The organism is Sinomonas soli (assembly GCF_054782415.1).
Genome location: NZ_BAAGSN010000004.1, coordinates 182,639 through 207,067 on the forward strand (window position 1 = coordinate 182,639; position 24,429 = coordinate 207,067).

General features: G+C 71.0%; 29 protein-coding genes. 18 read left to right on the plus strand and 11 right to left on the minus strand.

Going from position 1 to position 24,429, the window contains the following annotated elements; translation table 11 throughout:
- The first annotated feature begins 172 nt into the window (after positions 1-172).
- Positions 173-2,098: a translational GTPase TypA gene (typA, locus tag ACYVKZ_RS04185; protein ID WP_307004094.1), complete on the plus strand. Its 1,926-nt coding sequence runs from the start codon at positions 173-175 to the stop codon at positions 2,096-2,098.
- A 181-nt stretch (positions 2,099-2,279) separates the two neighbouring features.
- Here the strand turns inward: typA and ACYVKZ_RS04190 are convergent, their stop codons facing one another.
- Positions 2,280-2,771, minus strand: a complete 492-nt coding sequence (locus tag ACYVKZ_RS04190) for an ArsR/SmtB family transcription factor (protein ID WP_460990773.1) — start codon at positions 2,769-2,771, stop codon at positions 2,280-2,282.
- Between the two features lie 59 nt (positions 2,772-2,830).
- On the opposite strand from ACYVKZ_RS04190, the gene ACYVKZ_RS04195 reads away from it, so the two are divergent.
- Positions 2,831-4,105 (plus strand): MFS transporter, encoded by a 1,275-nt coding sequence (locus tag ACYVKZ_RS04195; protein WP_460990775.1) that lies wholly within the window; start codon positions 2,831-2,833, stop codon positions 4,103-4,105.
- Between the two features lie 22 nt (positions 4,106-4,127).
- Here the strand turns inward: ACYVKZ_RS04195 and ACYVKZ_RS04200 are convergent, their stop codons facing one another.
- On the minus strand, positions 4,128-4,727 hold the full coding sequence (locus tag ACYVKZ_RS04200) for a TetR/AcrR family transcriptional regulator (protein ID WP_460990776.1): 600 nt from the start codon (positions 4,725-4,727) through the stop codon (positions 4,128-4,130).
- 121 nt (positions 4,728-4,848) lie between these two features.
- Between ACYVKZ_RS04200 and ACYVKZ_RS04205 the strand changes: the two genes are divergently transcribed.
- The 3 genes from ACYVKZ_RS04205 to ACYVKZ_RS04215 are packed head-to-tail and all read left to right on the plus strand — an operon-like array spanning position 4,849 to position 6,676.
- A complete protein-coding gene (locus tag ACYVKZ_RS04205; RefSeq protein ID WP_460990778.1) occupies positions 4,849-5,463 on the plus strand; it encodes a DUF6230 family protein in 615 nt (204 codons plus the stop codon).
- 32 nt (positions 5,464-5,495) lie between these two features.
- The gene (locus ACYVKZ_RS04210; protein WP_460990779.1) at positions 5,496-5,903 is read left to right on the plus strand and encodes a DUF6114 domain-containing protein; all 408 of its coding nucleotides are present in this window, start codon (positions 5,496-5,498) and stop codon (positions 5,901-5,903) included.
- A complete protein-coding gene (locus ACYVKZ_RS04215) occupies positions 5,900-6,676 on the plus strand; it encodes a hypothetical protein (RefSeq protein WP_460990780.1) in 777 nt (258 codons plus the stop codon). Before ACYVKZ_RS04210 ends, ACYVKZ_RS04215 begins: the two co-directional genes overlap by 4 nt.
- Here ACYVKZ_RS04215 and ACYVKZ_RS04220 read toward each other — a convergent pair.
- Entirely contained in the window at positions 6,673-6,912 is a 240-nt protein-coding gene (locus tag ACYVKZ_RS04220; RefSeq protein ID WP_460990781.1) for a putative acetyltransferase, read from the minus strand. The genes ACYVKZ_RS04215 and ACYVKZ_RS04220 overlap by 4 nt on opposite strands.
- A gap of 114 nt (positions 6,913-7,026) precedes the next feature.
- On the opposite strand from ACYVKZ_RS04220, the gene fdxA reads away from it, so the two are divergent.
- From fdxA to ACYVKZ_RS04235, 3 genes are all read left to right on the plus strand, one after another.
- Positions 7,027-7,353, plus strand: a complete 327-nt coding sequence (gene fdxA / locus ACYVKZ_RS04225; RefSeq protein ID WP_066499004.1) for a ferredoxin — start codon at positions 7,027-7,029, stop codon at positions 7,351-7,353.
- A 2-nt stretch (positions 7,354-7,355) separates the two neighbouring features.
- A complete protein-coding gene (gene dapC / locus ACYVKZ_RS04230; RefSeq protein WP_460990782.1) occupies positions 7,356-8,510 on the plus strand; it encodes a succinyldiaminopimelate transaminase in 1,155 nt (384 codons plus the stop codon).
- A gap of 124 nt (positions 8,511-8,634) precedes the next feature.
- Complete coding sequence (locus ACYVKZ_RS04235) at positions 8,635-9,918, plus strand: citrate synthase (RefSeq protein ID WP_460990783.1); 1,284 nt, start codon at positions 8,635-8,637, stop codon at positions 9,916-9,918.
- Positions 9,919-10,043: 125 nt separating this feature from the next.
- On the opposite strand, the gene galE is transcribed toward ACYVKZ_RS04235, so the two are convergent.
- Complete coding sequence (gene galE / locus ACYVKZ_RS04240) at positions 10,044-11,060, minus strand: UDP-glucose 4-epimerase GalE (RefSeq protein ID WP_310076986.1); 1,017 nt, start codon at positions 11,058-11,060, stop codon at positions 10,044-10,046.
- 109 nt (positions 11,061-11,169) lie between these two features.
- Between galE and ACYVKZ_RS04245 the strand changes: the two genes are divergently transcribed.
- Together ACYVKZ_RS04245 and ACYVKZ_RS04250 are read left to right on the plus strand one after the other, a co-directional pair.
- On the plus strand, positions 11,170-11,796 hold the full coding sequence (locus tag ACYVKZ_RS04245; RefSeq protein WP_460990784.1) for a TetR/AcrR family transcriptional regulator: 627 nt from the start codon (positions 11,170-11,172) through the stop codon (positions 11,794-11,796).
- A gap of 29 nt (positions 11,797-11,825) precedes the next feature.
- On the plus strand, positions 11,826-12,437 hold the full coding sequence (locus ACYVKZ_RS04250; RefSeq protein WP_460990785.1) for a hypothetical protein: 612 nt from the start codon (positions 11,826-11,828) through the stop codon (positions 12,435-12,437).
- 5 nt (positions 12,438-12,442) lie between these two features.
- Here ACYVKZ_RS04250 and ACYVKZ_RS04255 read toward each other — a convergent pair whose 3' ends face one another.
- Together ACYVKZ_RS04255 and dapD are read right to left on the minus strand one after the other, a co-directional pair.
- Complete coding sequence (locus tag ACYVKZ_RS04255; RefSeq protein ID WP_460990786.1) at positions 12,443-13,291, minus strand: hypothetical protein; 849 nt, start codon at positions 13,289-13,291, stop codon at positions 12,443-12,445.
- 79 nt (positions 13,292-13,370) lie between these two features.
- Entirely contained in the window at positions 13,371-14,390 is a 1,020-nt protein-coding gene (gene dapD, locus ACYVKZ_RS04260; RefSeq protein WP_460990787.1) for a 2,3,4,5-tetrahydropyridine-2,6-dicarboxylate N-succinyltransferase, read from the minus strand.
- A gap of 70 nt (positions 14,391-14,460) precedes the next feature.
- Between dapD and dapE the strand changes: the two genes are divergently transcribed.
- Entirely contained in the window at positions 14,461-15,615 is a 1,155-nt protein-coding gene (gene dapE / locus ACYVKZ_RS04265) for a succinyl-diaminopimelate desuccinylase (RefSeq protein ID WP_460990788.1), read from the plus strand.
- A gap of 94 nt (positions 15,616-15,709) precedes the next feature.
- On the opposite strand, the gene ACYVKZ_RS04270 is transcribed toward dapE, so the two are convergent.
- The 4 genes from ACYVKZ_RS04270 to ACYVKZ_RS04285 all read right to left on the minus strand — a co-directional run bounded on the left by ACYVKZ_RS04270 (position 15,710) and on the right by ACYVKZ_RS04285 (position 19,017).
- The gene (locus ACYVKZ_RS04270) at positions 15,710-16,579 is read right to left on the minus strand and encodes an amino acid ABC transporter permease (protein ID WP_460990789.1); all 870 of its coding nucleotides are present in this window, start codon (positions 16,577-16,579) and stop codon (positions 15,710-15,712) included.
- Positions 16,576-17,223 carry an amino acid ABC transporter permease gene (locus ACYVKZ_RS04275; protein WP_460990790.1) on the minus strand — a complete coding sequence of 216 codons (648 nt, stop codon included), beginning with the start codon at positions 17,221-17,223 and terminating at the stop codon, positions 16,576-16,578. Before ACYVKZ_RS04275 ends, ACYVKZ_RS04270 begins: the two co-directional genes overlap by 4 nt.
- 68 nt (positions 17,224-17,291) lie before the next feature.
- A complete protein-coding gene (locus ACYVKZ_RS04280) occupies positions 17,292-18,197 on the minus strand; it encodes a glutamate ABC transporter substrate-binding protein (protein ID WP_460990791.1) in 906 nt (301 codons plus the stop codon).
- Positions 18,198-18,261: 64 nt separating this feature from the next.
- Entirely contained in the window at positions 18,262-19,017 is a 756-nt protein-coding gene (locus ACYVKZ_RS04285) for an amino acid ABC transporter ATP-binding protein (RefSeq protein ID WP_460990792.1), read from the minus strand.
- A gap of 91 nt (positions 19,018-19,108) precedes the next feature.
- On the opposite strand from ACYVKZ_RS04285, the gene ACYVKZ_RS04290 reads away from it, so the two are divergent.
- From ACYVKZ_RS04290 to ACYVKZ_RS04305, 4 genes are all read left to right on the plus strand, one after another.
- The gene (locus ACYVKZ_RS04290; protein WP_460990793.1) at positions 19,109-19,984 is read left to right on the plus strand and encodes an LOG family protein; all 876 of its coding nucleotides are present in this window, start codon (positions 19,109-19,111) and stop codon (positions 19,982-19,984) included.
- Positions 19,981-20,328 (plus strand): DivIVA domain-containing protein, encoded by a 348-nt coding sequence (locus tag ACYVKZ_RS04295; protein ID WP_460990794.1) that lies wholly within the window; start codon positions 19,981-19,983, stop codon positions 20,326-20,328. Before ACYVKZ_RS04290 ends, ACYVKZ_RS04295 begins: the two co-directional genes overlap by 4 nt.
- Positions 20,321-21,583, plus strand: coding sequence for a hypothetical protein (locus ACYVKZ_RS04300; protein WP_460990795.1), 1,263 nt, complete (start codon positions 20,321-20,323; stop codon positions 21,581-21,583). Before ACYVKZ_RS04295 ends, ACYVKZ_RS04300 begins: the two co-directional genes overlap by 8 nt.
- A 112-nt stretch (positions 21,584-21,695) precedes the next feature.
- Positions 21,696-21,863 carry a DUF3117 domain-containing protein gene (locus ACYVKZ_RS04305; protein ID WP_084249520.1) on the plus strand — a complete coding sequence of 56 codons (168 nt, stop codon included), beginning with the start codon at positions 21,696-21,698 and terminating at the stop codon, positions 21,861-21,863.
- A gap of 56 nt (positions 21,864-21,919) precedes the next feature.
- Here the strand turns inward: ACYVKZ_RS04305 and ACYVKZ_RS04310 are convergent, their stop codons facing one another.
- Positions 21,920-22,555 (minus strand): O-methyltransferase, encoded by a 636-nt coding sequence (locus ACYVKZ_RS04310; protein WP_460990796.1) that lies wholly within the window; start codon positions 22,553-22,555, stop codon positions 21,920-21,922.
- Positions 22,556-22,729: 174 nt separating this feature from the next.
- On the opposite strand from ACYVKZ_RS04310, the gene sigE reads away from it, so the two are divergent.
- From sigE to ACYVKZ_RS04325, 3 genes are read left to right on the plus strand one after another with little or no spacing between them, the layout of a single operon-like run.
- Positions 22,730-23,395 carry an RNA polymerase sigma factor SigE gene (sigE, locus tag ACYVKZ_RS04315; protein ID WP_373457945.1) on the plus strand — a complete coding sequence of 222 codons (666 nt, stop codon included), beginning with the start codon at positions 22,730-22,732 and terminating at the stop codon, positions 23,393-23,395.
- 15 nt (positions 23,396-23,410) lie between these two features.
- The gene (locus ACYVKZ_RS04320; RefSeq protein WP_460990797.1) at positions 23,411-23,923 is read left to right on the plus strand and encodes a hypothetical protein; all 513 of its coding nucleotides are present in this window, start codon (positions 23,411-23,413) and stop codon (positions 23,921-23,923) included.
- Between the two features lie 56 nt (positions 23,924-23,979).
- Positions 23,980-24,369: a twin-arginine translocase TatA/TatE family subunit gene (locus ACYVKZ_RS04325; protein WP_460990798.1), complete on the plus strand. Its 390-nt coding sequence runs from the start codon at positions 23,980-23,982 to the stop codon at positions 24,367-24,369.
- The last annotated feature ends 60 nt before the right edge of the window (positions 24,370-24,429 follow it).

A 24,429-nucleotide genomic window follows, 5' to 3' on the forward strand; every position in this document is an offset into this window, starting at 1 on the left:
CGTCGCGCCAATGCCCAAGGACCCGGCGAACGGGCAGGAGCCGAGGAGAGAGTAAAATTGTCAGTGCTGGCCCTCTACGGGGTCTGTTCCGCTGTGCCTCCGGCCCGACCTGACGGGTCCCGCGTCGGGCGCCGGACAAAGTCGCGAACCACCCGAATCGAGCCTCACGCGTATGACTGAAACTGTGTCCACCGCTTCCCGCACCGACCTCCGCAACGTTGCCATCGTCGCGCACGTCGACCACGGCAAGACCACCCTGGTCGACGCCATGCTGCGACAGACGAACTCCTTCGCCTCCCACGGCGAGGTCGAAGAGCGCGTGATGGACTCCGGCGACCTCGAGCGCGAGAAGGGCATCACCATCCTCGCGAAGAACACGGCCGTGCGCTACGCCGGCCCGTCCGCGGCCAAGGCCGGGGAGCCCGAGGGCATCACCATCAACGTCATCGACACCCCGGGCCACGCCGACTTCGGCGGCGAGGTCGAGCGCGGCCTGTCCATGGTGGACGGCGTGGTGCTCCTCGTCGACGCCTCCGAGGGCCCTCTCCCGCAGACCCGCTTCGTGCTCCGCAAGGCCCTCGCGGCCCACAAGCCCGTGATCCTCGTGGTCAACAAGACCGACCGCCCGGATGCGCGCATCGACGAGGTCGTCCACGAGAGCATGGACCTCCTGCTCGGCCTCGCCTCCGACCTCGCGGACGAGGTCCCCGACCTCGACCTGGACAAGGTGCTCGACGTGCCGGTCGTGTACGCCGCCGCCAAGGTCGGCGCCGCCTCCCTCGAGCAGCCCGCCAACGGGCAGGCTCCCGGCAACACCGACCTCGAGCCGCTCTTCGCCACGATCCTTGAGCACATCCCGGCCCCGACGTACGATCCCGAGGGCGTGCTCCAGGCCCACGTGACCAACCTCGACGCGTCCCCGTTCCTCGGCCGCCTCGCCCTCCTGCGCATCTACAACGGCACGCTCCGCAAGGGCCAGCAGGTCGCGTGGGCCCGCCACGACGGCACGCTCAAGACCGTCAAGGTCACCGAGCTGCTCGCCACGAAGGCGCTCGAGCGCGTCCCGGCCGAGTCCGCCGGCCCCGGCGACATCGTCGCGGTCGCGGGCATCGAGGACATCACGATCGGCGAGACGCTCACCGACGTCGACGACCCGCGGCCGCTGCCGCTCATCACCGTCGACGACCCCGCGATCTCGATGACGGTCGGCATCAACACCTCCCCGCTGGCCGGCCGCGTCAAGGGCGCCAAGGTCACCGCGCGCCAGGTCAAGGACCGCCTCGACAAGGAGCTGATCGGCAACGTCTCGATCCGCGTCCTGCCGACGCAGCGCCCGGACGCCTGGGAGGTCCAGGGCCGCGGTGAGCTTGCCCTGGCCATCCTGGTCGAGCAGATGCGCCGCGAGGGCTTCGAGCTCACGGTCGGCAAGCCGCAGGTCGTGACGAAGAAGGTCGACGGCCAGGTGCTCGAGCCGATGGAGCACATGACGATCGACGTGCCCGAGGAGTACCTCGGCGCCGTCACGCAGCTGCTCGCCGCGCGCAAGGGCCGCATGACCAACATGGCCAACCACGGCACCGGCTGGGTCCGCATGGAGTTCATGGTCCCCTCCCGCGGCCTGATCGGCTTCCGCACCAAGTTCCTCACGGACACCCGCGGCGCCGGCATCGCCTCCTCCATCTCGGAGGGCTACGAGCCGTGGCAGGGCGAGATCGAGTACCGCACCAACGGCTCGCTCATCGCGGACCGCGCCGGCGTGGCGACCCCGTTCGCCATGATCAACCTCCAGGAGCGCGGCACGTTCTTCATCCAGCCCACGGCCGAGGTGTACGAGGGCATGATCGTCGGCGAGAACTCCCGCGCCGACGACATGGACGTGAACATCACCAAGGAGAAGAAGCTCACCAACATGCGCTCCTCCACCGCGGACAACTTCGAGGGCCTGACCCCGCCGAGGACCCTCACGCTCGAGGAGTCCCTCGAGTTCGCCCGCGAGGACGAGTGCGTGGAGATCACGCCGGAGGCGATCCGGATCCGCAAGGTCATCCTCGACGCGAACGAGCGCCTCAAGGCCGCGCGCAGCCGCGCCCGCGCCTGACCCCACCACCCGTTTCGGGTACGCATCCCGTCGCCCTTTCGGCGTCTCGGGTACGACGCCGGCCGGTGCCTTCCCCGCGGAAGGTGCCGGCCGGCGTCGTTCGCGTACCCGGAATGTGGGAAAGGCGACGAGATGCGTACCCGAAACGCACAGGGTGGGGTGGGCGGGGGGCTGGCGGGGGTCAGTCCGCCGTGGGGTCCCGATGGTGGGCGATCATGAGGGACGTGGCCTCGCCGTCCGGGTCGCTCGGCATGGCCACGTACTCGTCGACGATCTCCCGCAGCCTGGCCATGAGCTCGGACCGGTGCTGCTCGTTGAGCCTGAGCCCGAGCCGCCACACCTCGATGTCCTCGGGGGAGAGGGCCGCCGTCTCCTGCACGAACGTCTCGATGAGCACGGGCGAGACGTCGTCCACCTTCTGGCTCCAGGAGGCCCGCGTCGCGAGGTACGGGACCTCCTTGGCCCCCCGGTTGCCGCGCCGCTCCGGGAGCGCCTCGAGGAACCCGGTGGCCACGAGGGTGCGCACGTGGTGGAGGCAGGAGGCGGGATTGATGCCGAGGAGATCGGCGATCTCCTTGTTGGTGCGCGGATGGTGGAGGCACATGCGCAGGATGCGCAGCCGCAGCGGGGAGCTGAGCGCGCGGCCCTTGGCCGCCTCATCCGACGGGGTCATGGGACCACTGTAGCCGCGAGTGATTGACAGTTCCCAATCACTGGGCCCACACTGGCGCCATGGCCCCCCGCACCCCCGGCGACGTGGCTCCCGCCGCCCTCATTCGCAGCCGCTCGTTCCTTGCCTTCTGGACGGGGCAGGGCATCAGCCAGCTCGGCGTCCAGCTGGGCCAGCTCGCGCTCCCGGTGCTCGCGGTGAGCCTGCTCGGGGCCGGCGAGATGGACCTCGGCGTGCTCAACGCCGCCGCGATGGCCGCCTTCCTCGTGGTGGGGCTTCCCGCCGGCGCCTGGGTGGACCGCTGGCTCAAGCGGCGCACCATGATCCGGGCCGATCTCGTCCGCTTGGCCGCGATGGCGGCCGTCCCCGTCCTGTGGTGGGCGGGCGCGCTGCAGATGTGGCACCTCTACGTCGTCGCGGCCGTCGTGGGGGTGGCCACCGTGTTCTTCGACGTGGCCTACCAGAGCTACATCCCCCTCCTCGTGCACCGGGCGCAGGTCGCCGAGGCCAACGGCAAGCTCGAGGCCACGGCGCAGGTCGCGCGCATGGGCGGTCCCGCGCTCGGCGGATTCCTCCTGACCCTCGTGAGCGCGCCCGTCCTGTTCGCCGCGGAGGCAGGCGGCTACCTCGCCTCGGCACTGTGCCTGACGAGGGTCCGCGACGCCGAGGAGGCCCCCGCCGCCCGCGAGGGCAGCAGCCTGGGCGCCGAGATCCGCGAAGGCGCCGCGTTCGTGGCCGGCCACCGCCTGATCCGGCGCATCGTCGCCAGCACGGCGACCAGCAACCTCTTCTCCTCGATCGCCTACGTGCTGATGCCGCTCGTGATCCTCCGGGAACTCGGCCTCGGCCCGGCGGGGCTCGGGGTCATGCTCTCGATCGGGTCCGTGGGCGGCCTGCTCGGCGCCCTCGCGACACCGCGGCTCGCCGCCCGCACCGGCGAGGGGCCGCTCCTGCCGCTCGGGCTCATGGTGGGCGGCGCCGCGGTGGTCCTGTTCCCGCTCGCCCTGGCTGCCGGTCCCGGGCCCCTCGCGCTGGTCCTCCTCAGCGCGGGGGAGTTCGGGATGAGCTTCGGCGTGATCGTCTACAACGTCATGCAGGTGAGCATGCGCCAGCGCGTGTGCCCGCCGCGGCTCCTCGGGCGCATGAACGCCTCGATCCGCTGCGTGGTCTGGGGGGTCATGCCGATCGGCTCGCTGCTCGGCGGCTGGCTCGGGGAGCGGTGGGGGCTCGTCCCGACGCTGTGGATCGGGATTGTGGGCCAGCTCCTGGCGGTGCTTCCCGTCGCGGTCGGCCCCTTCTTCCGGCTCCGGACGCTGCCGGACGCCGTCGAGGGGTAAGCAGCCGCGCGCGTCCCCGCCCTCAGAGCCTCTGGTCGCGGATGGCGTTGACCATGCCGTGCAGGGACGCCTCCAGGAACCGCACCACGTCGTCGGCGCCCGTCTCCCGCTCGATCGCCAGGCTGATCAGGGTCTCCTCGGCGAACGCGACCCAGGACCGCAGGGCAATGCGCAGCAGCGCGGTGTCCGCCAGGCCCAGCTCGATGAACGAATCGGACAGGCGCTCGGCATTGAGCTCCCGCGACTCGTCCACGATCCTGCGCACCGCGGGGTCGCCGCTGGCAGTGCCCCTGACCAACGAGTAGAAGGTACCGCGGTGCTCCTGCACGAACACGGTGATCCTCAGCAGCGTGTCCCGGATCCGTTCGCGCGGTGCGAGGTCCTGACGGGGAACGCTGGCGACGAGCAGGCTGTCCCGCGCTGTGGTGATCACGGCGAGGTGCATGCCCTGCCGGGTCTCGAAGTAGTGGAACACCAGCGGACGCGAGACGCCGGCCCGGCGGGCGAGCTCGTCCATGGTCAGCTCGTCCAGCGTGTGGTCGGTCAGGAAGTTCACGCCGACCGCAATGAGCTGTGCCCGGCGGTCCTGGGGGCTGAGGCGGGCGCGCTGCGGTTCGGACACAGCAGAAAGTCTACTGATCGGCGGACCGCCACACCGGACCACTATTGACTAGCGGTCAACAGGCTCGGTATCTTCGACCGAGTTCCCGCCGCTCGGGGCGGGCCCTGTTCCAGGAGGATCAATGAAGTTCCCCGTCTCGCAGCGCGTCCGCCGGATGCGCGCGTCCCACGCAGGCCGCATCATGCTCGTCGCCGTGCCCGCGGCCCTCGCCGCCTCAGTCCTGATGGGCGGCGTCGCCGAGGGTGCCGTCCCGGTCTCCTTCGCCGTCTCCGGCAGCCAGTTCCAGATCGGCGCCTCCAAGCTCAGCGGGACCGGGTTCTCCCAGTACGCCGGCGTCGCCAAGGACACCGAAGGCAAGGAGCACCCCGTCGCGATCGCCAACATCAAGAGCGCCACCCTCTCCGACCTGTGCCAGGCCGTGGTCACGGAGACCCCGCTGGGCAAGGTGGGCGTGCTCATCAAGGCCGGCGGCGGCGGCAACCCCGCCTCGGCCTCCGACCTCCAGATCGGTATGACGGGGCTGAAGGGCGATGCGGCCTTCGGCAACATCCGGATCGGCGTGGACGCCTCGACGGTCAACACCGCCGCGAAGGGCTCGGCCGGCGACTTCGCGCAGGACTCCGGCAGCATCTCGATCACGAACCTGCAGCAGACCGCCTGGAGCACGCAGGCCTCGGTCTTCACCCTGACCGGGATGAGCATGCAGCTGACTGATGGGTCCAAGGGATGCTTCTGAGGAGCCGCGCATCGACGACCACTGAGGACGGCATGCCCGTGCAGTCCCGGAGCGCCACGGCGCCCGGCCGCGCGGCCGGGTTCCGCGACTGGCGCCGCGGGCGGCCGCTCGTCGGCGGCCTGCTGGCCGCGCTCGGCGGGGTGGAGATGTTCTTCTCCGGGCAGCTCGACCTCGGCCACCTGCACATCCAGCTCGGGATCGAAGGCCTCCAGGCCACCGTCATCCCGATCGCTCTCGTGCTGCTGGGAGTCCTGTCCGTCACCATGCCGGCGCACCACGTGTTCTACGGGATCCTCACGCTCGTGGTCGCGATCTACTCCCTCGTCGGCGTGAACATGGGCGGCTTCATCATCGGCATGCTCCTCTCCGGAGCCGGCGGAGTCCTGGTCGTCGCGTGGATGGGCCCGCCAGGAGCCACGCGGGGAACGAGGACGGAGTGAACGCACGCCGCACCCGCGCGGTCGCCGCCGTCCTGACGGGCTCGGTCCTCGCGCTGCCCTTCACCCTCGGAGCCGCACGGGCCCCCGACAGCGTCCCCACGGCGCTGTGCGTGCCGCTGCTGGTCGCCTGCCCCAGCCCGACGCCGACCCCCTCGGCGCCCGGGGCGGGCACCCCCACGCAGGATCCGGCCGCCCCCGGGCCGCTCCCCAGCGTCCCCGGCACCCTGCTGCCGGGCGTCGGGTCCGGCCCCAGCGTCCCGGCGGTCCCGGGCGCGGGATCGACGGCGAGCCCGGCCCCCACCGCGAGTCCGGATCCCACGTCCAGCGCCCCCGTGCCGGCCTCCCGCGACAGCGGGACCACGGTCTTCACCAAGACCCCGGCCTCGATGGGCTCCAAGAGCCTGTCCTTCACGGGCCTCAGCTCGGTCAGCATCGTGACGGTGCCGACCGCCGACGGCAGCGGCCAGCGCGCCCTGAAGATCACCGCCGACTCGATCACCATCACCGGGTTCACGCTCACCGTGCGGCAGCCCCACGGCCCGGGCCTCGTCACGTCCGCGGACAAGATGGTGCTCAGCGGGCACGTCACCGTCTACCTGGGATCGGTCACCGGCACCACCTCCAACGGGCGCAGCCTGGCCCTCGGCACCGACACCCCTCCGCCGCTCGACGACGTGGCGCCCGGCCTCCTCAGGGTCACCATGGGCCTGGTCGGCGCCACGGCGGATTCGATCAGCTACACGAACACCGACCAGCGGATGGTGCAGCCCTAGCCTTCCTGCCGTCGCCGGCCGCGGCGTTCCGGCGGGGGAGGCACCGGCTTCGCCGCGGCCACGTCCCCGAGGCGCACGACGGCGGTGCCCCGCCTCGTGCGGACGGTGACCGTCTCGCCGTCGCACGCCACCAGGTCCCCGAGCGCGTCGGTGAACCCTCCCGGCACCCTCGCCCGCACCACCACGCGCGTGCCGAGCGGGAGGGAGCGGAGCAGGTCCGCCGGGGTGGAGGGCATGCTCCATCGTAGGCGCGTGGCGGCGGCCCCGTGTGACGTTGGAGTGGCGGGGGCCGGGCGTTAGATAATAGGCTCGATCGGCCCGGTAGTAGTGGTGGAAGAGAGGGTGGCACCGTGACATACGTGATCGCACAGCCGTGCGTGGATGTGAAGGACAAGGCCTGCGTCGAGGAGTGTCCCGTCGACTGCATCTACGAGGGCGAGCGGTCCCTGTACATCCACCCGGACGAGTGCGTCGACTGCGGCGCGTGCGAGCCGGTCTGCCCCGTTGAGGCCATCTACTACGAGGACGACGTCCCGGACGAGTGGAGCGACTACTACAAGGCCAACGTCGAGTTCTTCGACGACCTCGGCTCGCCCGGCGGCGCCGCCAAGCTCGGCAACACCCACAAGGACCATCCCCTTGTGGCGGCGCTCCCGCCGCAGAGCGCCGACAGCTGAGCGTGCGGAACGGACCCAGCCCCACGCGGCGGTTCGGGCTCGACCTGCCCGACTACCCGTGGGAGGCCATGGCGCCCTACCGGGCCACGGCGGCCGAGCACCCTGGCGGCGTGGTCAACCTCTCGATCGGCACGCCGGTCGATCCCACCCCGGACGTGGTCCAGGAGGCGCTCCGCGCGGCCGCCGACGCCCCCGGCTACCCGACCGTGCACGGCACTACCGCGCTGCGCGAGGCCGTCGTGGAGTGGTTCGGCCGCCGCCGCGGCGTGACCGGGCTGGACGAGCAGGCCGTCATGCCCACCGTCGGCTCGAAGGAGCTCGTCGCCTGGCTGCCGTTCCTGCTGGGGCTCGGCCAGGGCGACGTCGTCGTCAGGCCCACCGTGGCCTACCCGACCTACGACATCGGGGCGCGCCTCGCCGGGGCGACGGCGGTTGCCGCGGACAGCCTCGAGGAGCTCGACGACGCCACGCGGGCCAGGGTCCGCCTCGTCTGGGTCAACTCGCCCGGCAACCCCACCGGCGCGGTGCGCGATGCCGCCCAGCTGCGCGACGTCGTCGACGGTGCGCGCGAGCTCGGTGCCGTGGTGGCCTCGGACGAGTGCTACGCCGAGCTCGGGTGGGGCGCGTGGGACGCCCAGCGCGGCGGCGAACCGGTCCCGTCCGTGCTGGACCCCCGGGTGAGCGGCGGGGACCTGACCGGCCTCCTCAGCGTGTACTCGCTGAGCAAGCAGTCCAATCTCGCGGGATACCGCGCCGCGTTCGTCGCCGGCGCCCCGGAGCTCATGCCCAACCTCGTCAACAGCCGCAAGCACGCCGGCATGATCATGCCGTACCCCGTGCAGGAGGCCATGCGCGTGGCCCTCGGCGACGAGGCGCACGTCCTCGCCCAGAAGGACCTCTACCGGTCCCGGCGCGAGCGGCTCCTGCCCGCCCTCGAGGCGTTCGGCCTCGCGCTCTCGCACTCGGAGGCGGGCCTCTACCTGTGGTGCACCGCGGGCGAGGACACGTGGGCGACCGTGGGCCGGCTCGCGGGGCTCGGCATCGTCGTCGGCCCCGGGGTGTTCTACGGCGAGGCCGGCCAGGGGTTCGTCAGGGTGGCGCTCACGGGCAGCGACGAGCGCATCGACGCCGCCGTGGAGAGGCTCACCGAACGCTAGCGGCGCCCGGCGCGGCGCGGTCCCCGGTGCCGGCCGGGCACCGCAGGACCGCCGGTATCAATTAGTCCCGAGAACAATCTGGGAGTAGCTTTAGAGGGTTGCGAGCTACCCATGAAGGGGAACCATGACTGAGATGAATGGCGCTGTCCTGCGCCACGAAGGGGGAGAGCTACCGCTTCCCCGCATCGCCGCCGTCGAGGGAAATGACGGCTATGACGTCTCGAAGCTGCTGAAGGAGACGGGCGCCGTCACCTTCGACCCGGGCTTCATGAACACCGCAGCCACGACTTCCGCGATCACGTTCATCGACGGCGATGAGGGCATCCTCCGCTACCGTGGCTACCCGATCGAGCAGCTGGCTCAGCACTCGAGCTTCCTGGAGGTCTCCTACCTCCTCATCTACGGGAACCTCCCGACCCCGACCGAGCTCGACGCGTTCGACCAGCGCATCCGCCGGCATACCCTGCTGCACGAGGAGCTCAAGAGCTTCTTCGCCGGGTTCCCGCGGGACGCGCACCCGATGCCCGTGCTCTCCTCCGCCGTGTCGGCGCTGTCCACGTTCTACCAGGACTCGCTGGACCCGTTCAACGAGGAGCAGGTGGAGCTCTCCACCATCCGCCTCATGGCGAAGCTGCCGGTCATCGCGGCCTACGCGCACAAGAAGTCCGTCGGGCAGCCGCTGCTGTACCCGGACAACTCCATGAACCTCGTGGAGAACTTCCTGCGCCTCTCCTTCGGGCTGCCCGCCGAGCCGTACGAGCTCGACCCGCTCGTGGTCAAGGCCCTCGACCTCCTGCTCGTGCTGCACGCGGACCACGAGCAGAACTGCTCGACCTCGACCGTGCGCCTCGTCGGCTCGGCGAACGCGAACATGTTCGCGTCCGTCTCGGCCGGCATCAACGCGCTCTTCGGCCCGCTCCACGGCGGCGCCAACGAGGCCGTGCTGAACATGCTGCGCCGCATCCAGGCCGACGGCATCAAGCCCGAGGACTTCATGGAGAAGGTCAAGAACAAGGAGGACGGCGTCCGGCTCATGGGCTTCGGGCACCGCGTCTACAAGAACTACGACCCGCGCGCCAAGATCATCAAGGCCACGGCACACGAGATCCTCGGCAAGCTCGGCGGGAACGACCAGCTCCTGGACATCGCCATGCGGCTCGAGGAGAAGGCACTCGCGGACGACTACTTCATCCAGCGCAAGCTCTACCCGAACGTGGACTTCTACACGGGTCTGATCTACAAGGCGATGGGCTTCCCGGAGAAGATGTTCACGGTGCTCTTCGCGATCGGCCGCCTGCCCGGCTGGATCGCCCAGTGGCGCGAGATGATCAAGGACCCGCAGACCAAGATCGGGCGCCCGCGCCAGCTCTACGTGGGCGAGGCGCAGCGGGACTACCCCGCCCGCTGACCGGGGTTCAGGACTTTCGGGTACGACGACGGCCGGTGCCTTCCGCGCGGAAGGCACCGGCCGTCGTCGTCCCCGGAACGGGTGTGGGGGAGCGCGCCTGGGTGCCGGGTCAGCTGGGTGCCGGGTCAGGGGGCCTGGTAGCCCATCGGGTTGTTCTTCTGCCAGCGCCAGTGGTCCTCGCACATCTGCTCGATGGTGCGGGTGGTGGCCCAGCCGAGGTCCCGGTGGGCGGCGGAGGCATCGGCCCAGAAGGCTGGGAGGTCGCCAGCGCGGCGGGGCGCGATCTCGTACGGGATGGGCTCGCCGACTGCCTTCTCGAAGGCGTGGTGCATCTCGAGGACGCTCGTGCCTGTGCCGGAGCCGAGGTTCCAGCGGTGCACGCCGTCGTGGTCGCCCAGGTAGTCCAGGGCGGCGGCATGGCCCTCGGCGAGGTCGACGACGTGGATGAAGTCGCGCTGGCACGTCCCGTCCGGGGTGTCGTAGTCGCCGCCGAAGACCATGAGCTTCTCCCGCCGCCCCACCGCGACCTGCGCGATGAACGGGACCAGGTTGTTCGGGATGCCCTGCGGGTCCTCGCCGATGCGGCCGGAGGAGTGCGCCCCCACCGGGTTGAAGTAGCGCAGCAGTGCTATGCGCCACGACGGGTCGGAGGCGCCGAGGTCGCTGAGGATGTCCTCGATCTGCTCCTTGGTGCGTCCGTACGGGTTCATGGCGCCGATCTCCATCGACTCCACGTACGGGATGGGGTTGCGGTCGCCGTAGACCGTGGCGGAGGAGGAGAAGACGATGGTGCGCACGCCGCTGCGCTCCATGGCCCGCAGGAGCGCGATGGTGCCGGCGACGTTGTTGAAGTAGTACTCGAGGGGGATCTGGGCCGACTCGCCCACGGCCTTGAGGCCCGCGAAGTGGATCACCGCCTCGGGGGCGTGCTCGGCGAAGACAGCGTCGAGGGCGGCCTCGTCGGTGATGTCCGCCTGGACGAACGCAGCCTCGCGGCCGGCCAGCTCCGCGACGCGCCGGAGGGCCTCCGGGCTCGAGTTGGACAGGTTGTCGACCGCCACCACATCGTGACCGGCCTCGAGGAGGGTCAGGACCGTGTGGGAGCCGATGTAGCCGGTGCCGCCGGTGACGAGGATGCGCATGGCCTCCATCCTATCGAGATCGCGGGCCCGGTCGCCGGGCCGCGGCGCCCGGCGCCCATGGCCGCCGCGCCCTGCCGCCTCAGGGGCACAAGTGTGCTAGGAACAGTGGGTGCCCAGAAACGTGGATGCCGGCCTGCGCCGCCAGGAGATCGTGGAGGCGGTCAAGAGGATCGTCGTCGCCGACGGCCTCGGGCGCGTGTCGCTGCGGGAGGTCGCGACCGAGGCAAGCCTTGTCGTGGGCTCCGTGCGGCACTACTTCGGCTCTTCGGCGGAGCTCGCGGCCCACGCCTTCGAGGCGGTCAGCGGCGCCGTGCTCTCGCGGTTCGAGCCAGCCGGCGCCAACCCGGGCATCCCGGGTGCGGAGGGACTCGTGGCACAGCTGTGCCAGCTCCTCCCGCTCGATGAGGCGCGGGCCGTCGACCTGTGCGTGTGGACGGAGTTCAAGCTCGCGGCCCGCACGCGGCCCGAGCTGGAGGCGGCGGCGGAACAGAGTCACCGTGCCCTCGCGGCGGCGCTCGGCCGCGCCCTCGTGGGCCTGCGTCCCGGGCTGTCCCGGGACGAGCTCGTGCGGGAGGCCGAGCGGCTCCTGGCCACGGTGGAGGGCCTCGGCCTGCACGCGATGCTGCACGGCAGGTGGCTCGACGCAGACCTGTGCACGGACGTCCTCCGGGCGCAGGTCGCCAGCATTGGACTCGCCAGCGCAGGGGCCGCGGGTGCCGCTGCGGGAATACACTGAGAGAAGACCGGCAAGGAAGCGAATAACCCATGCACCACTCCGGAGGACCCGGCTGGCGGATCACGATGGACACGTCCGGCCCTATGCTCCTCGCGCTCTACCTCAAGGACCATGCAGGGCTCACCGGTGCCGGGATGCCTCCCGTCGCCCCGGCGGAGCCCCGGGTCCGCGAGGCGGACCACCATCAGCTCATGCAGCACGTGGGCGGCGTCCCGGCCCTGCGGCGTGAGTGGGAGGCCTGGTGGCAGCACCTCATCGAGAACCACCCCGAGATGAGCCCGGCGGTGGAGCCCCCCGGATTCCCCGCCTTCGGTGCTGCCCCGGCCCTGCAGCGCTCCCTCCAGGCCCACTTCGGCGCGGCGCTCACTTGGGCGCGCGAGCGGAGGGCCGAGTACGAGCGGCTCGAGAAGGAGCGCGAGGCGAGCGATGCGACCTCGGTGCTGCGCGAGATCGTCGAGGAGCGCCAGCTCGAGGTCGGCCCGTCGGCCAGGGACTTCACCCTCACCATCATCGAGCTTCCGCTCTCCGAGGACCGGGCCTGGCTGGTCAACGCGGACAAGGTCATCATGAGCCAGAGCCTCCTCGCAGACCGCGAGGCGTTCCGGAGCTACCTCACGCCCGTCGTCGAGATCCTCGTCTGAGCCGGTCAGGGTGCGGCGGCGACCGTCACGGTCACGGTGCCGTCGGGCGCGGCGGAGTCGGTCCACCCCTTGTTCCCGTCGCGGATCCAGCTGTGTCCTGAGTAGTCGACCTGGGTGATCGCCAGCTGCTTGGCGTTGGCGACTGCCCACTGGGCCACGGCCCAGCCCTGGGTGCCCTGGGCGCGCACCGTGACGGCCCGGCCGCCGGCCGTGGCGGGCAGGGCGCCGAAGGCCCGGGAGAGCTGCGACTTGACGGCGGAGGGGTCGCCCGCGGCGTCGGGCTTCCGCAGGGTGCAGGTCAGCGCGGCCTGCGACTGGCCCGTCAGGGCCGAGGCGAAGGCCCGGCCCGTGTCCTCGTGCTGGGCGTAGGCCTCGGGGAAGCCGGAACGCTGCACCTTCTGCGCGGCCTCCGTGATGGACAGGTCCTGGTAGCCGCTGATCTTGACCAGCCCGTCGTAGAACGCGTTCGTGGCGTACTCGGGGTCCATGATCTGCGCCTCGGTTCCCCAGCCCTGCGAGGGGCGCTGCTGGAAGAGCCCGCGGGAGTCGGGGCCGGCGCTGTCGCCGTAGCTGAGGTTGCGCAGCTTGGACTCCTGCAGCGCCGTCGCGATCGCGATCGTGGCCGCCCGCGGCGGCAGGCCGCGCCGGATCGAGATCGCCGCGATGAGCGACGCGTTCGCCGTCTGGTCGGTGGCCAGCTGCTGCTGGGCGTCGCCGAGCGGCGCCGTGCAGCCCTCGACGATGGGCTTGTCATTCCGGTTCAGCACGAGCGAGGTGATGTAGATTCCCACGCCCGCCAGGGCGAGGGCCACGAGGACGGTGAGAGCACGCCGCACTCTGCGGGCGTTGGCCATCCTGGGACTCCTTGCTTCGGGCGAGGGGGCAGAGGGCGGCCCGGCGACAGGCGCGGGCCGCCCGGGGACGCGGGGAGCGTCAGTTGGCGTGCAGGGCCTCGTTGAGCTCGACCGTCTGGCCGTTGCGGGGGAGCGCCTCGACCTGGCCGGTCGTCGAGTTGCGGCGGAACAGGAGGTTCGACTGGCCCGAGAGCTCGACGGCCTTCACGACCTTCTCCGCGTTCTCGCCGAAGGCGTCCTTGAACCCGCCGATGCGCACGCGCGTGCCGGCGGTGACGTAGAGGCCGGCCTCGACCACGGAGTCGTCGCCGATCGAGATGCCCACGCCCGAGTTCGCGCCGAGGAGCACCCGCTCGCCGAGCGCAATCCGCTCCCGGCCACCGCCAGAGAGCGTGCCCATGATGGAGGCGCCGCCGCCCACGTCCGTGCCGTCGCCCACCACGACGCCGGCGGAGATGCGGCCCTCGACCATGGAGGTGCCGAGGGTGCCGGCGTTGAAGTTGACGAAGCCCTCGTGCATGACCGTGGTCCCCTCGGCGAGGTGCGCGCCGAGGCGCACGCGGTCGGCGTCGGCGATCCGCACCCCGGAAGGCACGACGTAGTCGACCATGCGCGGGAACTTGTCCACGCCGAAGACGGTGACCGCGCCCCGGCGCCGCAGCCGCGCGCGGGTGGCCTCGAAGCCAGTCGGGTGGCAGGGGCCGAAGTTGGTCCACACGACGTTGGGCAGCTTGCCGAACAGGCCGTCGAGGTTGACGGTGTTCGGGCGCACGAGCCGGTGGGAGAGGAGGTGCAGGCGGAGGTAGGCGTCCGCGGTGTCGGCCGGGGCCCGGTCGAGGTCGATCTGGACGAAGACCACCTTGGTCTGCGTGCCCCGATCGGCGTCGGACCCGTTCTCCGCAGCGGCCACGAGCTCGGCCGGCGCGGAGTCGACCACGGCGTCGTCCGCGAGGTGCTCGGCGGCCTCGCCGAGGGCGGGGGCAGGGAACCACACGTCGAGCACGGTGGCCTCGTCGGCTCCGGTCGCAGAGGGTGCCACATGGATGGTGGCGAGGCCGAAGCCGTGGGCGGCGCGGGGGGCGGCAGGGGTCTCAGTCATGGTTCCCAGTCTATCGGCGGGCGCGCCGCCGCTCCGCACCAGCGCAGGCCGCCAGAACTATGCTGGGCGGGTGACTTCACCAGCCCCCGCGGACCTTGACCTGACGCAGGACGTCGCCCTCATCACTGCCGCGCTCCTCGATGTCAGGAGCGTCTCCGGCGAGGAGACGGCCCTCGCGGACGCGATCGAGCGTGCCCTGCGCGCGCAGACGTCGCTGTCCGTCACGCGCGACGGTGATGCCATCGTCGCCCGTTCGGCGCTCGGTCGGACCGAGCGTGTCATCCTCGCCGGCCACATCGACACCGTCCCGCTCCCCAGCGTGGACGGCGCGCGGGGAACTGTTCCGTCGTCGTGGGACGGCGCGCCGGGGGAGGGGACGCTGTGGGGCCGCGGCGCGACGGACATGAAGGGCGGTGTCGCCGTCCAGCTCGCCCTCGCCGCCCGCCTGTTCCCCGCCGCCCGCGCGCACGACGCCGGCACCTCGCCTGCCGCCGCGACGTCGCCGGCCCGGGACGTCACCTTCGTGTTCTACGACCACGAGGAGGTCGAGGCGGCCAAGAGCGGCCTGGGACGGCTCGCGGCCCACCACCCGGACCTGCTGGCCGGCGACTTCGCGATCCTGCTCGAGCCCACCAACGGGACGGTGGAGGGCGGCTGCAACGGCACGCTGCGGGTCGAGGCGACCACCGTCGGGGAGGCCGCCCACTCGGCGAGGGCCTGGATGGGCCACAACGCCATCCACGCCGCGGCGCCCATCCTGGCGCGCCTGGCCGGCTACTCCCCGGAGACCGTGACGGTGGACGGCCTCGACTACCGGGAGGGCCTCAACGCGGTGGGCATCTCCGGGGGGACGGCCGGGAACGTCATCCCTGACCGGTGCACCGTCACCATCAACTACCGCTTCGCGCCGGACAAGGGGCTCGAGGAGGCGGAGGCTGTGGTGCGCCGTCTCCTGGAGGGCTTCGAGGTGGTCCGCACGGACGGTGCCCCCGGTGCCAGGCCGGGCCTGAACCACCCCGCCGCCGCGGCGTTCGTCGCCGTCGTGGGCCGGGACCCGCTGCCCAAGTACGGGTGGACGGACGTGGCGAGGTTCTCCGAGCTGGGCGTGCCGGCGGTCAACTTCGGCCCCGGTGACGCGCTCCTGGCCCACAAGGACGACGAACGGGTCGAGGCGGCGGCCGTCCGGGAGTGCCTCGCGTCGCTCGAGGCCTGGCTCCGCGCTTAACGCCGTCTGGGAGCCACGTCCTGGGAGTCACCTCCCGCGGGTGGCCCGCAGGATGTGACTCCCAGGAGGTGACTCCCAGAAGGGGAGAAGCTGGTCAGATGGCCGCGGCGTCCTGGGCCGCGGCCATCGCGGCGCCCCTGCGGCCGCCGGACACGCGCGGGCTCCTCCGCAGGCGGCTCTCCGCCAGCTTCGCGAGGCCGGAGAGGATCAGGCACATTCCCACGTACAGCACGCCTGCCACGATCGCCGCGGGGACGATCGGCGAGCCGTACTGTGCCTGCGAACCGAAGTACTTGGCCTGGAACAGGATCTCGTTGTAGGTGACGATGAAGCCCAGGGCGGTGTCCTTCAGCGTCACGACGAGCTGCGAGATGATCACCGGCAGCATCGAGCGCACGGCCTGCGGCAGCAGGATCGACTGCATCACCTGGGACTTGCGCATGCCGATCGCGAAGCCGGCCTCGCGCTGGCCCTTGGGGAGGGCCTCGATCCCGGCGCGGAACACCTCCGCGAGGACCGAGCCGTTGTAGAGGATCAGGGCTACGACCACGGCCACGAACGGCGGCCAGTTCACGCCGAAGAGCGGCGGGAGCCCGTAGTAGATCATCATCATGAGGATCAGCACGGGGACGGCACGGAACAGCTCGGTGAACCAGTGGAACGGGCGGGACACCCACGGACGGTCCGAGAGCCGGCCGATCGCCAGGACCATGCCGAGCACGAGGCTCCCCACCGCGGCCACCGCGAACGCGGAAAGGGTCGCGCCGACGGCGTTGAGGAGGGTCTGCTGGACGAGCGGGAAGGTGAAGATCTTCCACTTCGCCGCACTGAACTGGCCGGTCTCCGAGAACCGCAGCACGATGAAGCCGAGGATCGCGAGGATCACGAGTGTGCCCACGACCCCGAGCACGCGGTGGCGGGTGCGGGCCTTGCGGCCGGGGGCGTCGTAGAGGACGGAGCTCATCGGGCCACCTTCCACTTCTTCTCGAAGTAGCGCTGGAGCTGGGCGAGGATCAGGACGAGGATCACGAAGAACAGGGCGACCCAGAGGAGGCCCTCCATGGCGGGGTACCCGCGCTCGGAGAGGTTCGCGCGGATAGCGCCGGCCTCGGCGACCGAGAAGCCGGCAGCCACGGTCGTGTTCTTCAGGAGCGCGATGAGCACGCTGAAGAGCGGCGGCAGCACCGAGCGGAACGCCTGGGGCAGGATCACGAGCGTGAGGGTCTGCGTGAACGGCAGGCCGATGGCGCGCGCGGCCTCGGCCTGACCCACGGGGACGGTGTTGATGCCCGAGCGGAGCACCTCGGCCACGTAGGTCGCGGTGTAGAGGCTCAGGCCGATCGTCGCGGCGGTCATGAAGTCGATCTCGGGGAGGCCGAGCTTCGGGTACCCGAGCGCGAAGAAGAACAGCACGAGGGTCAGCGGCGTATTGCGGACCACGTTGACGTAGAGGGTCCCGAAGGCCCGCAGGGCCGGCACGGGGGAGACGCGCATGGCGCCCACGATCGTCCCCAGGATCAGGGCGAACAGGCCGGAGACCAGGAACAGGATGATCGTGTTCTTGAACCCGGTGGTGAAGAGGTCGAGATTGTCGAGGAGGGTGCTCACGGCAGCCTTCGCTTTCTAGCCGAAACGGCGGTGGGCGGGGCGTTGAAACGCCCCGCCCACCGTGCCTGTCAGTAGTTGTCGACGGCGGGCTGCTCGACCTTCGTGCCCGACTTGCCGAGCGTCGAGTCGTAGATCTTCTGCCACGTGTCCTTGCCGTTGGTCAGCGTGTTGTTGAAGAACTTCCGCAGGGCGGTGTCACCCTTCGGCAGGCCGATGCCGTACTTCTCGGTCGTGAACGGCTGGCCGACCACCTTGAGGGTGTCCGGCTCCTGGGCGGCGTAGCCGAGGAGGATGGCCTGGTCGGTCGTGACGGCGTCCGTCTGGCCGTTCTTGAGGGCCTCGACGCACTGCGAGTACGTGTCGAACTCGGTGGTCTTGGTCTGGGGGAAGTTCGCCTTGATGTTCTGGATCGGCGTCGAGCCGGTCGCGGAGCAGACGTTCTTGCCGGCGAGGTCCTTCTCGCTGTTGATCGTCGTGTTGTCCTTCTTCACGAGCAGGCCCTGGCCGGTGATGAAGTACGGCCCGGCGAAGTCGACCAGCTGCTTGCGCTTGTCCGTGATGGAGTACGTGCCGACGTAGAAGTTGATGTCGCCGTTCTGGATGGCGGACTCGCGGTTGGCGGACGGGATCGGCTTGAACTCGATCTTGTCGGTGCCGTAGCCGAGCGAGGCGGCCATCCACTTGGCGATCTCGATGTCGAAGCCGCTGTACTCGCCGGTGGCCGCGTCCTTGAACCCGAGCCCGGGCTGGTCCTGCTTGACGCCGATCGTCACCTTGCCGGCCGACTTGATCTTGTCGAACGTCGGGCTGCCGGTGAGGGAGACGTTCGAGGCGACGGTGTACGGGGCGGCCGACTCGGAGGAGCCCCCGCCGGATCCGCCGGATCCACCGGATCCGCCACAGGCGGACAGGGAGAGTGCGAGGGCCGCCGTTGCGGCGGTCAGCACGGCCTTCTTGGTGCGGAAGAGTGCCATGGTAGGGCGTTCCTTTCTTCACGGGCCGTCCTGGCCCGGGTGCAAAGCGGAAGGTGATGGAAGGTCAGTGGGTGAGCAGCTTGGAGAGGAAGTCCTTCGCGCGGCTGCTCTGCGGGTTCGTGAAGAACTCCTCGGGCTTGGCCTGCTCGACGATCTGGCCGTCCGCCATGAAGACGACGCGGTCCGCGGCCTTGCGCGCGAACCCCATCTCGTGGGTCACGACGATCATGGTCATGCCCTCCTTGGCGAGCTGCACCATGACGTCGAGGACCTCGTTGATCATCTCCGGGTCCAGCGCCGAGGTGGGCTCGTCGAACAGCATGACCTTGGGCTTCATCGCCAGGGCCCGCGCGATCGCCACGCGCTGCTGCTGGCCGCCGGAGAGCTGGGCCGGCAGCTTCGGGGCCTGGTGCCCCACGCCGACCCGCTCGAGGAGGGCCATGGCCTCCCGCTCGGCGGTCGCCTTGTCCACGCCCTTGACCTTCATCGGGCCGAGGGTGACGTTCTCGAGGATCGTCTTGTGGGCGAAGAGGTTGAAGGACTGGAACACCATGCCGACGTCGGCCCGCAGCCGCGCGAGCTCCTTCCCCTCTTCGGGGAGCTTCTTGCCGTCGATGGAGATCTCGCCGGCCTCGATCGTCTCGAGACGGTTGATCGCCCGGCACAGCGTCGACTTGCCCGAGCCGGAGGGGCCGATCACCACGACGACCTCGCCCTTGCTGACGTCCAGGTTGATGTCCTGGAGCACATGGAGCTGGCCGTAATGCTTGTTCACGCCCTTGACAGAGACGAGCGGGGTCGCCGATGTGTCGGTAGTCATAGGGAAAATCTAGCGGAGTTTGCCGGGTGCGGCGCGACGGCCCGTGGGGGCATGCCTGAATCGTGATTGAAGCGAGACTAGCCTTGGGTGCATGAGCACCGAATCCCAGCCGGGCGGCGAGCCGGACGCCCCGCAGACCCCGGCACGCAACGGAGCCCACGTCCCGTGGCGGCGGAAGGGCCCGATCGAGCTGCGCAGGCGCCAGACGCAGCAGGGCACCGCGGACCAGCACCTCCTCGACACGAAGGGGGCGGGACGGTTCGTCCACACCGACCCGTGGCGCGTCATGAGGATCCAGAGCGAGTTCGTGGAGGGATTCGGCGCCCTCGCGGAGCTCGGGCCCGCGGTGAGCGTATTCGGCTCCGCCCGGACCAAGCCCGGCACGGCCTACTACGAGACCGGCGTGGCGATCGGCCGCCTGCTCGCCGAGTCGGGCGTCGCCGTCATCACGGGCGGCGGCCCGGGGTCGATGGAGGCCGCCAACCGCGGGGCGGTGGAGGGCTCGGGCACGTCCGTGGGACTCGGCATCGAGCTGCCCTTCGAGACCGGGCTCAACTCGTGGGTCGACCTCGGGGTCAACTTCCGCTACTTCTTCGCCCGCAAGACGATGTTCGTCAAGTACGCCCACGGGTTCATCGTCCTCCCCGGCGGCCTCGGCACCCTCGACGAGCTCTTCGAGGCCATGGTGCTCGTCCAGACGGGCAAGGTCACGCAGTTCCCGATCGTCCTGGTGGGCTCCGACTTCTGGAACCCGCTCGTGGACTGGATCCGCGCCACCCTCGTGGGTGAGGGCATGATCTCCGAGTCCGATCTGGACCTCATCGCGGTCGTGGACGACCCGGAGACCGCGGTGGACCACGTCCTCCGGGGCCTCGGCGCGGTCGAGCGGCGCGGCGGCATGTTCGGCAATGCAGATCCCGACCTCGACGAGGATCCGGACATCGAGGGCACAGCGGAGGGCGCGTGAGCTTCTTCCTCGTCTTCGTCGCGATCGCCCTGGCCGGGGGCCTCGCGTGGTTCGCGGTCGACGTCGGCCGCGCCGCCTCGGGGCGGCGCGGCGGCACCGCGGCGCCGGCCCCCCGCGGCCTCGAGGAGCCCCCCACCGGGCTGGCGCCGGTCTACCTGCCCGAGCACCCCAACCCCGAGGATGTGGACGCCGTCCGCTTTGCGCTCGCCTTCCGCGGGTACCGCATGGACCAGGTCGACGAGGTGCTCGCCCGGCTGCGTGACCGCATCGGGGTGCAGGCCGCGCTCATCCACGCGCTCAGCGAGCAGCTCAAGTCCGCGAAGGAGTCCCGCGGTGATGACTGACGCGGTGGCTGGCGTCGAGGAGAGCCGGGACACGGGCCGGACGAGCACCGTGCACCGGGCCCTGGCCGCGTTCGCCCGGGCCGGCGCCGCCCGCTTCCTGGCGCTGCCGTGGTGGGTCCAGGTCGTGTCGGTCTACGCGGTCAGCCGCGTGGTCAGCTTCTGCATCATCTCGGCCGCCGCGCTCCAGCAGGGCCACAACCCCTGGTTCCCGGCGCAGCCCGACTACTGGCACTTCGTGCAGATCTGGGACTCGGAGTGGTACGGCCGGATCGTCAAGAACGGCTATCCGTCCACGCTCCCGCACACGCCCACCGGCGCCGTGAAGGAGAACGCCTGGGCGTTCTACCCGGTGTACCCCCTGGTCGTCCGCGCGCTCAGCGCCGTCTCGGGGATGCCGTGGCAGGCCTGGGCGCAGATCGTCGCCCTCGTCGCCGGGTTCGCCGCCGCCCTGATCCTCTACCGGCTGTTCCGGCTCCGCGCCGGCCACGACACTGCGCTGTGGGGCGTGGCCTTCGTGGCGTTCTTCCCGGTGTCGGCCATCCTGCAGATCCCGTATGCCGAGTCGCTCGGGCTGCTGTTCCTCGCCTGGGCGCTGCTCTGGGTCGTCGAGCGCCGCTACCTGGCCGCCATGCCCGTCGTCGCGGTCATGGCGCTCACCCGACCGGTGGGCGTGCCGTTCGCGCTCATGCTCGCCGGCGTCTTCGTGGTCCGTCTCGCGCGCCGCCGGGCGGAGCGGACGACGCCGGGCGAGCTGGCACGGCTGGCGGCCCTCACGGTGGTCGGAGCTGCTGCGGCCGCGGCGTGGCCGGCGATCGCGTGGGCCGTGACCGGGGTGCCCGATGCGTACACGACCACGGAAGCGGTCTGGCGGGGCCAGGACCTCGTGCCGTTCCTGCCGTGGTTCGGCACGGGCCAGTACCTGTTCGGGCCGGTGCTGGGCCCCATCGCCCCGTTCGTGCTCGTGGCGGTGATGGCCCTCTACCTCACGAGCGCCCACGTGCGCCGGGTCGGCCTCGAGATGCAGCTGTGGTGCGGCGCGTACATCGCCTACCTGCTGGCGTTCCTCTATCCCCAGACGAGCACGTTCCGGATGATGCTGCCGCTCGTGCCGCTGGCGCTGGCGGCAGCGGGGCTCTCCCGGTCCCGTGCCTACCGCTGGACCGCCCTCGTGATGTTCGTGCTGCTGCAGATCGTCTGGGTGGTGTGGCTGTGGGTGTGGTTCCCGCTCCCGAGCGGCGGTGACTGGGCTCCGTAGGGCGCCACGCGATCGGCACGCCCGTTCCGGTCGCTCCGGGGCGGGAGGCATGCTGGCTGGTAATGTTGTCAGCAGCACATCGTGCGGATGACCGACTGGAGGGGAAGAGCACATGGCAGCCATGAAACCGCGTACCGGGGACGGGCCGATGGAGGTCACCAAGGAGGGCCGGAGCCTGATCATGCGGGTGCCCCTCGAGGGCGGCGGTCGGCTGGTCGTCGAGCTCAACGCCGACGAGGCGGCTGAGCTGCGGGAGTGCCTCGTCGGCGTCACCCAGTAGCGTCGGCGCACTGCCGAGGAGCGTTCGAGGGCCGGTCCCAAGGGGCCGGCCCTTTGTCATGTCCGGCGCGCGGCGACGATGAGCCCGTCGCCGGTGGGCAGGATCGCCGCCGTGAGCCGATCGTCCGAGCGGAGGGCGCGGTGCAGCTCGCGCAGGCGCACCGTGGTGGGCTCGCGGTGGGCGGGATTGGAGACGCGGTCGCGGTCGAGGGCGTCGTTGACGATCAGCAGCCCGCCGGGCCGCAGGAGCCGGATGCCCTGCTCTGCATAGAGGAGCGCGTTGGGCTTGTCGGCGTCGATGAAGACGAGGTCGTAGGCCCCGTCGGTGAGGCGGGGGAGGACCGCGGAGGCGCGGCCCGGAATGGTGCGCACCCGGCTCGTGAGCAGGCCCGCCTCCGCGAAGGCCTCCCGGGCGGCCTTCAGGTGCTCCACGTCCCTGTCGATCGTCGTGAACACCGCGTGCGACGCCAGGCCGCGGAGGATGCAGAGTCCCGAGACGCCGGCGCCCGAGCCGACCTCGACCGCCGCATGCGCCTTCGATGACGCCGCGAGCACCGTCAGCACCGCGCCGACGCCGGCGCTCACCGCCGTCACGCCCAGTTCGTAGGAGCGCTCCCGGGCCCGGTCCATCACGATGTCCTCGGACGCGAACGCCTCGGTGTAGGACCAGCTGGTGGACTTGTCGGAGGTCATGCCTGCTTTCGCCTCAGTTTCGCTTCACGCGGCATACCGCGGTGATGGGGGAGCTGGTCAAGCCTATCGCCCCCGGGACCTGTACGCTGGCGGCGGAACCCCGAGCGAACTCCCAGCCTGCACTGGAACAATGGGGTTTCCGACCACCAACGGAGCGAAGGCAGGTGTGTGGACGTGTCAGCTGGATCGGCTGCGGCCACCCGGACCCCCCAGGCGCCTGATGGCCAGCCCCCGGAAGGCCAGGCCCCCGAAGGCCAGAACCCAGACGTCCAGCCCTGGGTCCCCCCGACGTGGGAAGAGGTGGTCGCCCAGCACTCCGCGAAGGTGTACCGGCTCGCCTACCGGCTCACCGGCAACCAGCACGACGCCGAGGACCTCACCCAGGAGGTCTTCGTGCGGGTGTTCCGGTCTCTGGAGAACTTCAAGCCCGGCACGCTCGACGGCTGGCTGCACCGCATCACCACGAACCTCTTCCTCGACCAGGCCCGGCGCAAGGGCCGCATCCGCTTCGATGCCCTCGCCGAGGACGCCGAGTCGCGCCTGCCCGGACGGGAGCCCGGCCCCGAGCGCAGCTACGAGATGAACAACCTGGACCTCGACGTCCAGGCCGCCCTCGAGGAGCTGCCACCGGACTTCCGCGCCGCCGTGGTGCTCTGCGACCTCGAGGGCCTCTCCTACGACGAGGTGGCGGACGCCCTGGGCGTGAAGCTCGGCACCGTCCGCAGCCGGATCCACCGCGGCAGGACGCTCCTGCGGGAGAAGCTGGCGCACCGCGACCCCCGCCGGGGAGCGGCGAAGAAGCGCCTCGCGCTCCCGCGCGTGGCCCGCGGCACGCGCTGAGGCGGCTGGATGGGCATGCCACGCTGGAGCAGCCTGCTCCCCGATGACCACCACCCCGCCTCCGGCGACCACGTCCGCGGCTGCCCGGACTGCCGGGGGCGCCTGGAGACCGAGCGCCGCTACCTGGCGTCCCTGCGCGAGGTGCAGGTGCCGAGCGCGAGCGAGGCGCTCCAGGAACGGCTCCTCGAGCGCACGCGCTACCTCGCTGCGCGGGCCGAGCTCGCGGAGAGGAGCGCTGCGCGTTCCCGCACCCGGTGCGCGGCGCGCTTCGCCCTCACGGCCCTGGCCGGCGCGGCCGCATGCGCCGCCGCGCTTGCAGTGACCGCCTACGCCGTCGCGGGAGACCCAGGCCCCCGCGCAGCCGCCGGCAACGGCGCCGCGACGTTCGTCCGCACAGCGCCGGGGGCAGGCCCTGCGGTCCGCCCCGCACCGGGGGCAGCGGCCCAGACGGCGGCCCATGCGGACGACCCCCTCGACCGCCTGGGGCGGGGACTCCTGGTGGTCGTCGGCGCCTCTGGGAGCCCCTGACAGGGCGCCCCCGTCGGAATCGCTGGCCCGCTCGGGCAGAAGGTAGTGTTGCACGCGTGTTCGGAATCAACGGCCCGGAATTCCTCATCCTGCTGGTCATCGGCGTCCTCGTGATCGGCCCCAAGCGGCTCCCCGAATACACCCAGAAGCTCGCGAACATCGTCAAGGAACTGCGGCGCATGGCAGCAGGGGCGAAGGAGCAGCTCAAGGAGGAGACCGGCGTCGACCTCAGCGAGGTGGACTGGCGCAAGTACGATCCCCGCCAGTACGACCCCCGGAAGATCATCCGGGACGCGCTCATGGACGACGACGCGCCCAGCGCTCCGCCGGCGGCGGCGCCCGCCATGGCCGCGGCTGCCACCGCCGCGGCGGCCAGCGTCCCCGCACCCCTGATCGAGCGTCTCCAGGCGGGGGAGAAGGCTCCCTTCGACTCCGAGGCCACCTGACGGGACGCTGACAGGACCCCCCAGACGGGAGCCGCCCGGCCGACGCAATCAGGCCGACGC

Excerpts from the sequence above, each read along its gene's own strand:
- ACYVKZ_RS04305 (WP_084249520.1), top strand. The coding sequence starts at position 21,696 with ATGGCAGCCATGAAACCGCGTACCGGGGACGGGCCGATGGAGGTCACC.
- typA (WP_307004094.1), top strand. The coding sequence starts at position 173 with ATGACTGAAACTGTGTCCACCGCTTCCCGCACCGACCTCCGCAACGTT.
- ACYVKZ_RS04285 (WP_460990792.1), bottom strand. The coding sequence starts at position 19,017 with ATGACTACCGACACATCGGCGACCCCGCTCGTCTCTGTCAAGGGCGTG.
- ACYVKZ_RS04290 (WP_460990793.1), top strand. The coding sequence starts at position 19,109 with ATGAGCACCGAATCCCAGCCGGGCGGCGAGCCGGACGCCCCGCAGACC.
- dapD (WP_460990787.1), bottom strand. The coding sequence starts at position 14,390 with ATGACTGAGACCCCTGCCGCCCCCCGCGCCGCCCACGGCTTCGGCCTC.
- ACYVKZ_RS04195 (WP_460990775.1), top strand. The coding sequence starts at position 2,831 with ATGGCCCCCCGCACCCCCGGCGACGTGGCTCCCGCCGCCCTCATTCGC.
- ACYVKZ_RS04210 (WP_460990779.1), top strand. The coding sequence starts at position 5,496 with ATGCCCGTGCAGTCCCGGAGCGCCACGGCGCCCGGCCGCGCGGCCGGG.
- ACYVKZ_RS04235 (WP_460990783.1), top strand. The coding sequence starts at position 8,635 with ATGACTGAGATGAATGGCGCTGTCCTGCGCCACGAAGGGGGAGAGCTA.
- ACYVKZ_RS04250 (WP_460990785.1), top strand. The coding sequence starts at position 11,826 with ATGCACCACTCCGGAGGACCCGGCTGGCGGATCACGATGGACACGTCC.
- galE (WP_310076986.1), bottom strand. The coding sequence starts at position 11,060 with ATGCGCATCCTCGTCACCGGCGGCACCGGCTACATCGGCTCCCACACG.
- ACYVKZ_RS04270 (WP_460990789.1), bottom strand. The coding sequence starts at position 16,579 with ATGAGCTCCGTCCTCTACGACGCCCCCGGCCGCAAGGCCCGCACCCGC.
- ACYVKZ_RS04300 (WP_460990795.1), top strand. The coding sequence starts at position 20,321 with ATGACTGACGCGGTGGCTGGCGTCGAGGAGAGCCGGGACACGGGCCGG.
- ACYVKZ_RS04220 (WP_460990781.1), bottom strand. The coding sequence starts at position 6,912 with ATGCCCTCCACCCCGGCGGACCTGCTCCGCTCCCTCCCGCTCGGCACG.
- ACYVKZ_RS04280 (WP_460990791.1), bottom strand. The coding sequence starts at position 18,197 with ATGGCACTCTTCCGCACCAAGAAGGCCGTGCTGACCGCCGCAACGGCG.
- ACYVKZ_RS04320 (WP_460990797.1), top strand. The coding sequence starts at position 23,411 with ATGCCACGCTGGAGCAGCCTGCTCCCCGATGACCACCACCCCGCCTCC.
- ACYVKZ_RS04255 (WP_460990786.1), bottom strand. The coding sequence starts at position 13,291 with ATGGCCAACGCCCGCAGAGTGCGGCGTGCTCTCACCGTCCTCGTGGCC.
- ACYVKZ_RS04190 (WP_460990773.1), bottom strand. The coding sequence starts at position 2,771 with ATGACCCCGTCGGATGAGGCGGCCAAGGGCCGCGCGCTCAGCTCCCCG.
- ACYVKZ_RS04310 (WP_460990796.1), bottom strand. The coding sequence starts at position 22,555 with ATGACCTCCGACAAGTCCACCAGCTGGTCCTACACCGAGGCGTTCGCG.
- ACYVKZ_RS04205 (WP_460990778.1), top strand. The coding sequence starts at position 4,849 with ATGAAGTTCCCCGTCTCGCAGCGCGTCCGCCGGATGCGCGCGTCCCAC.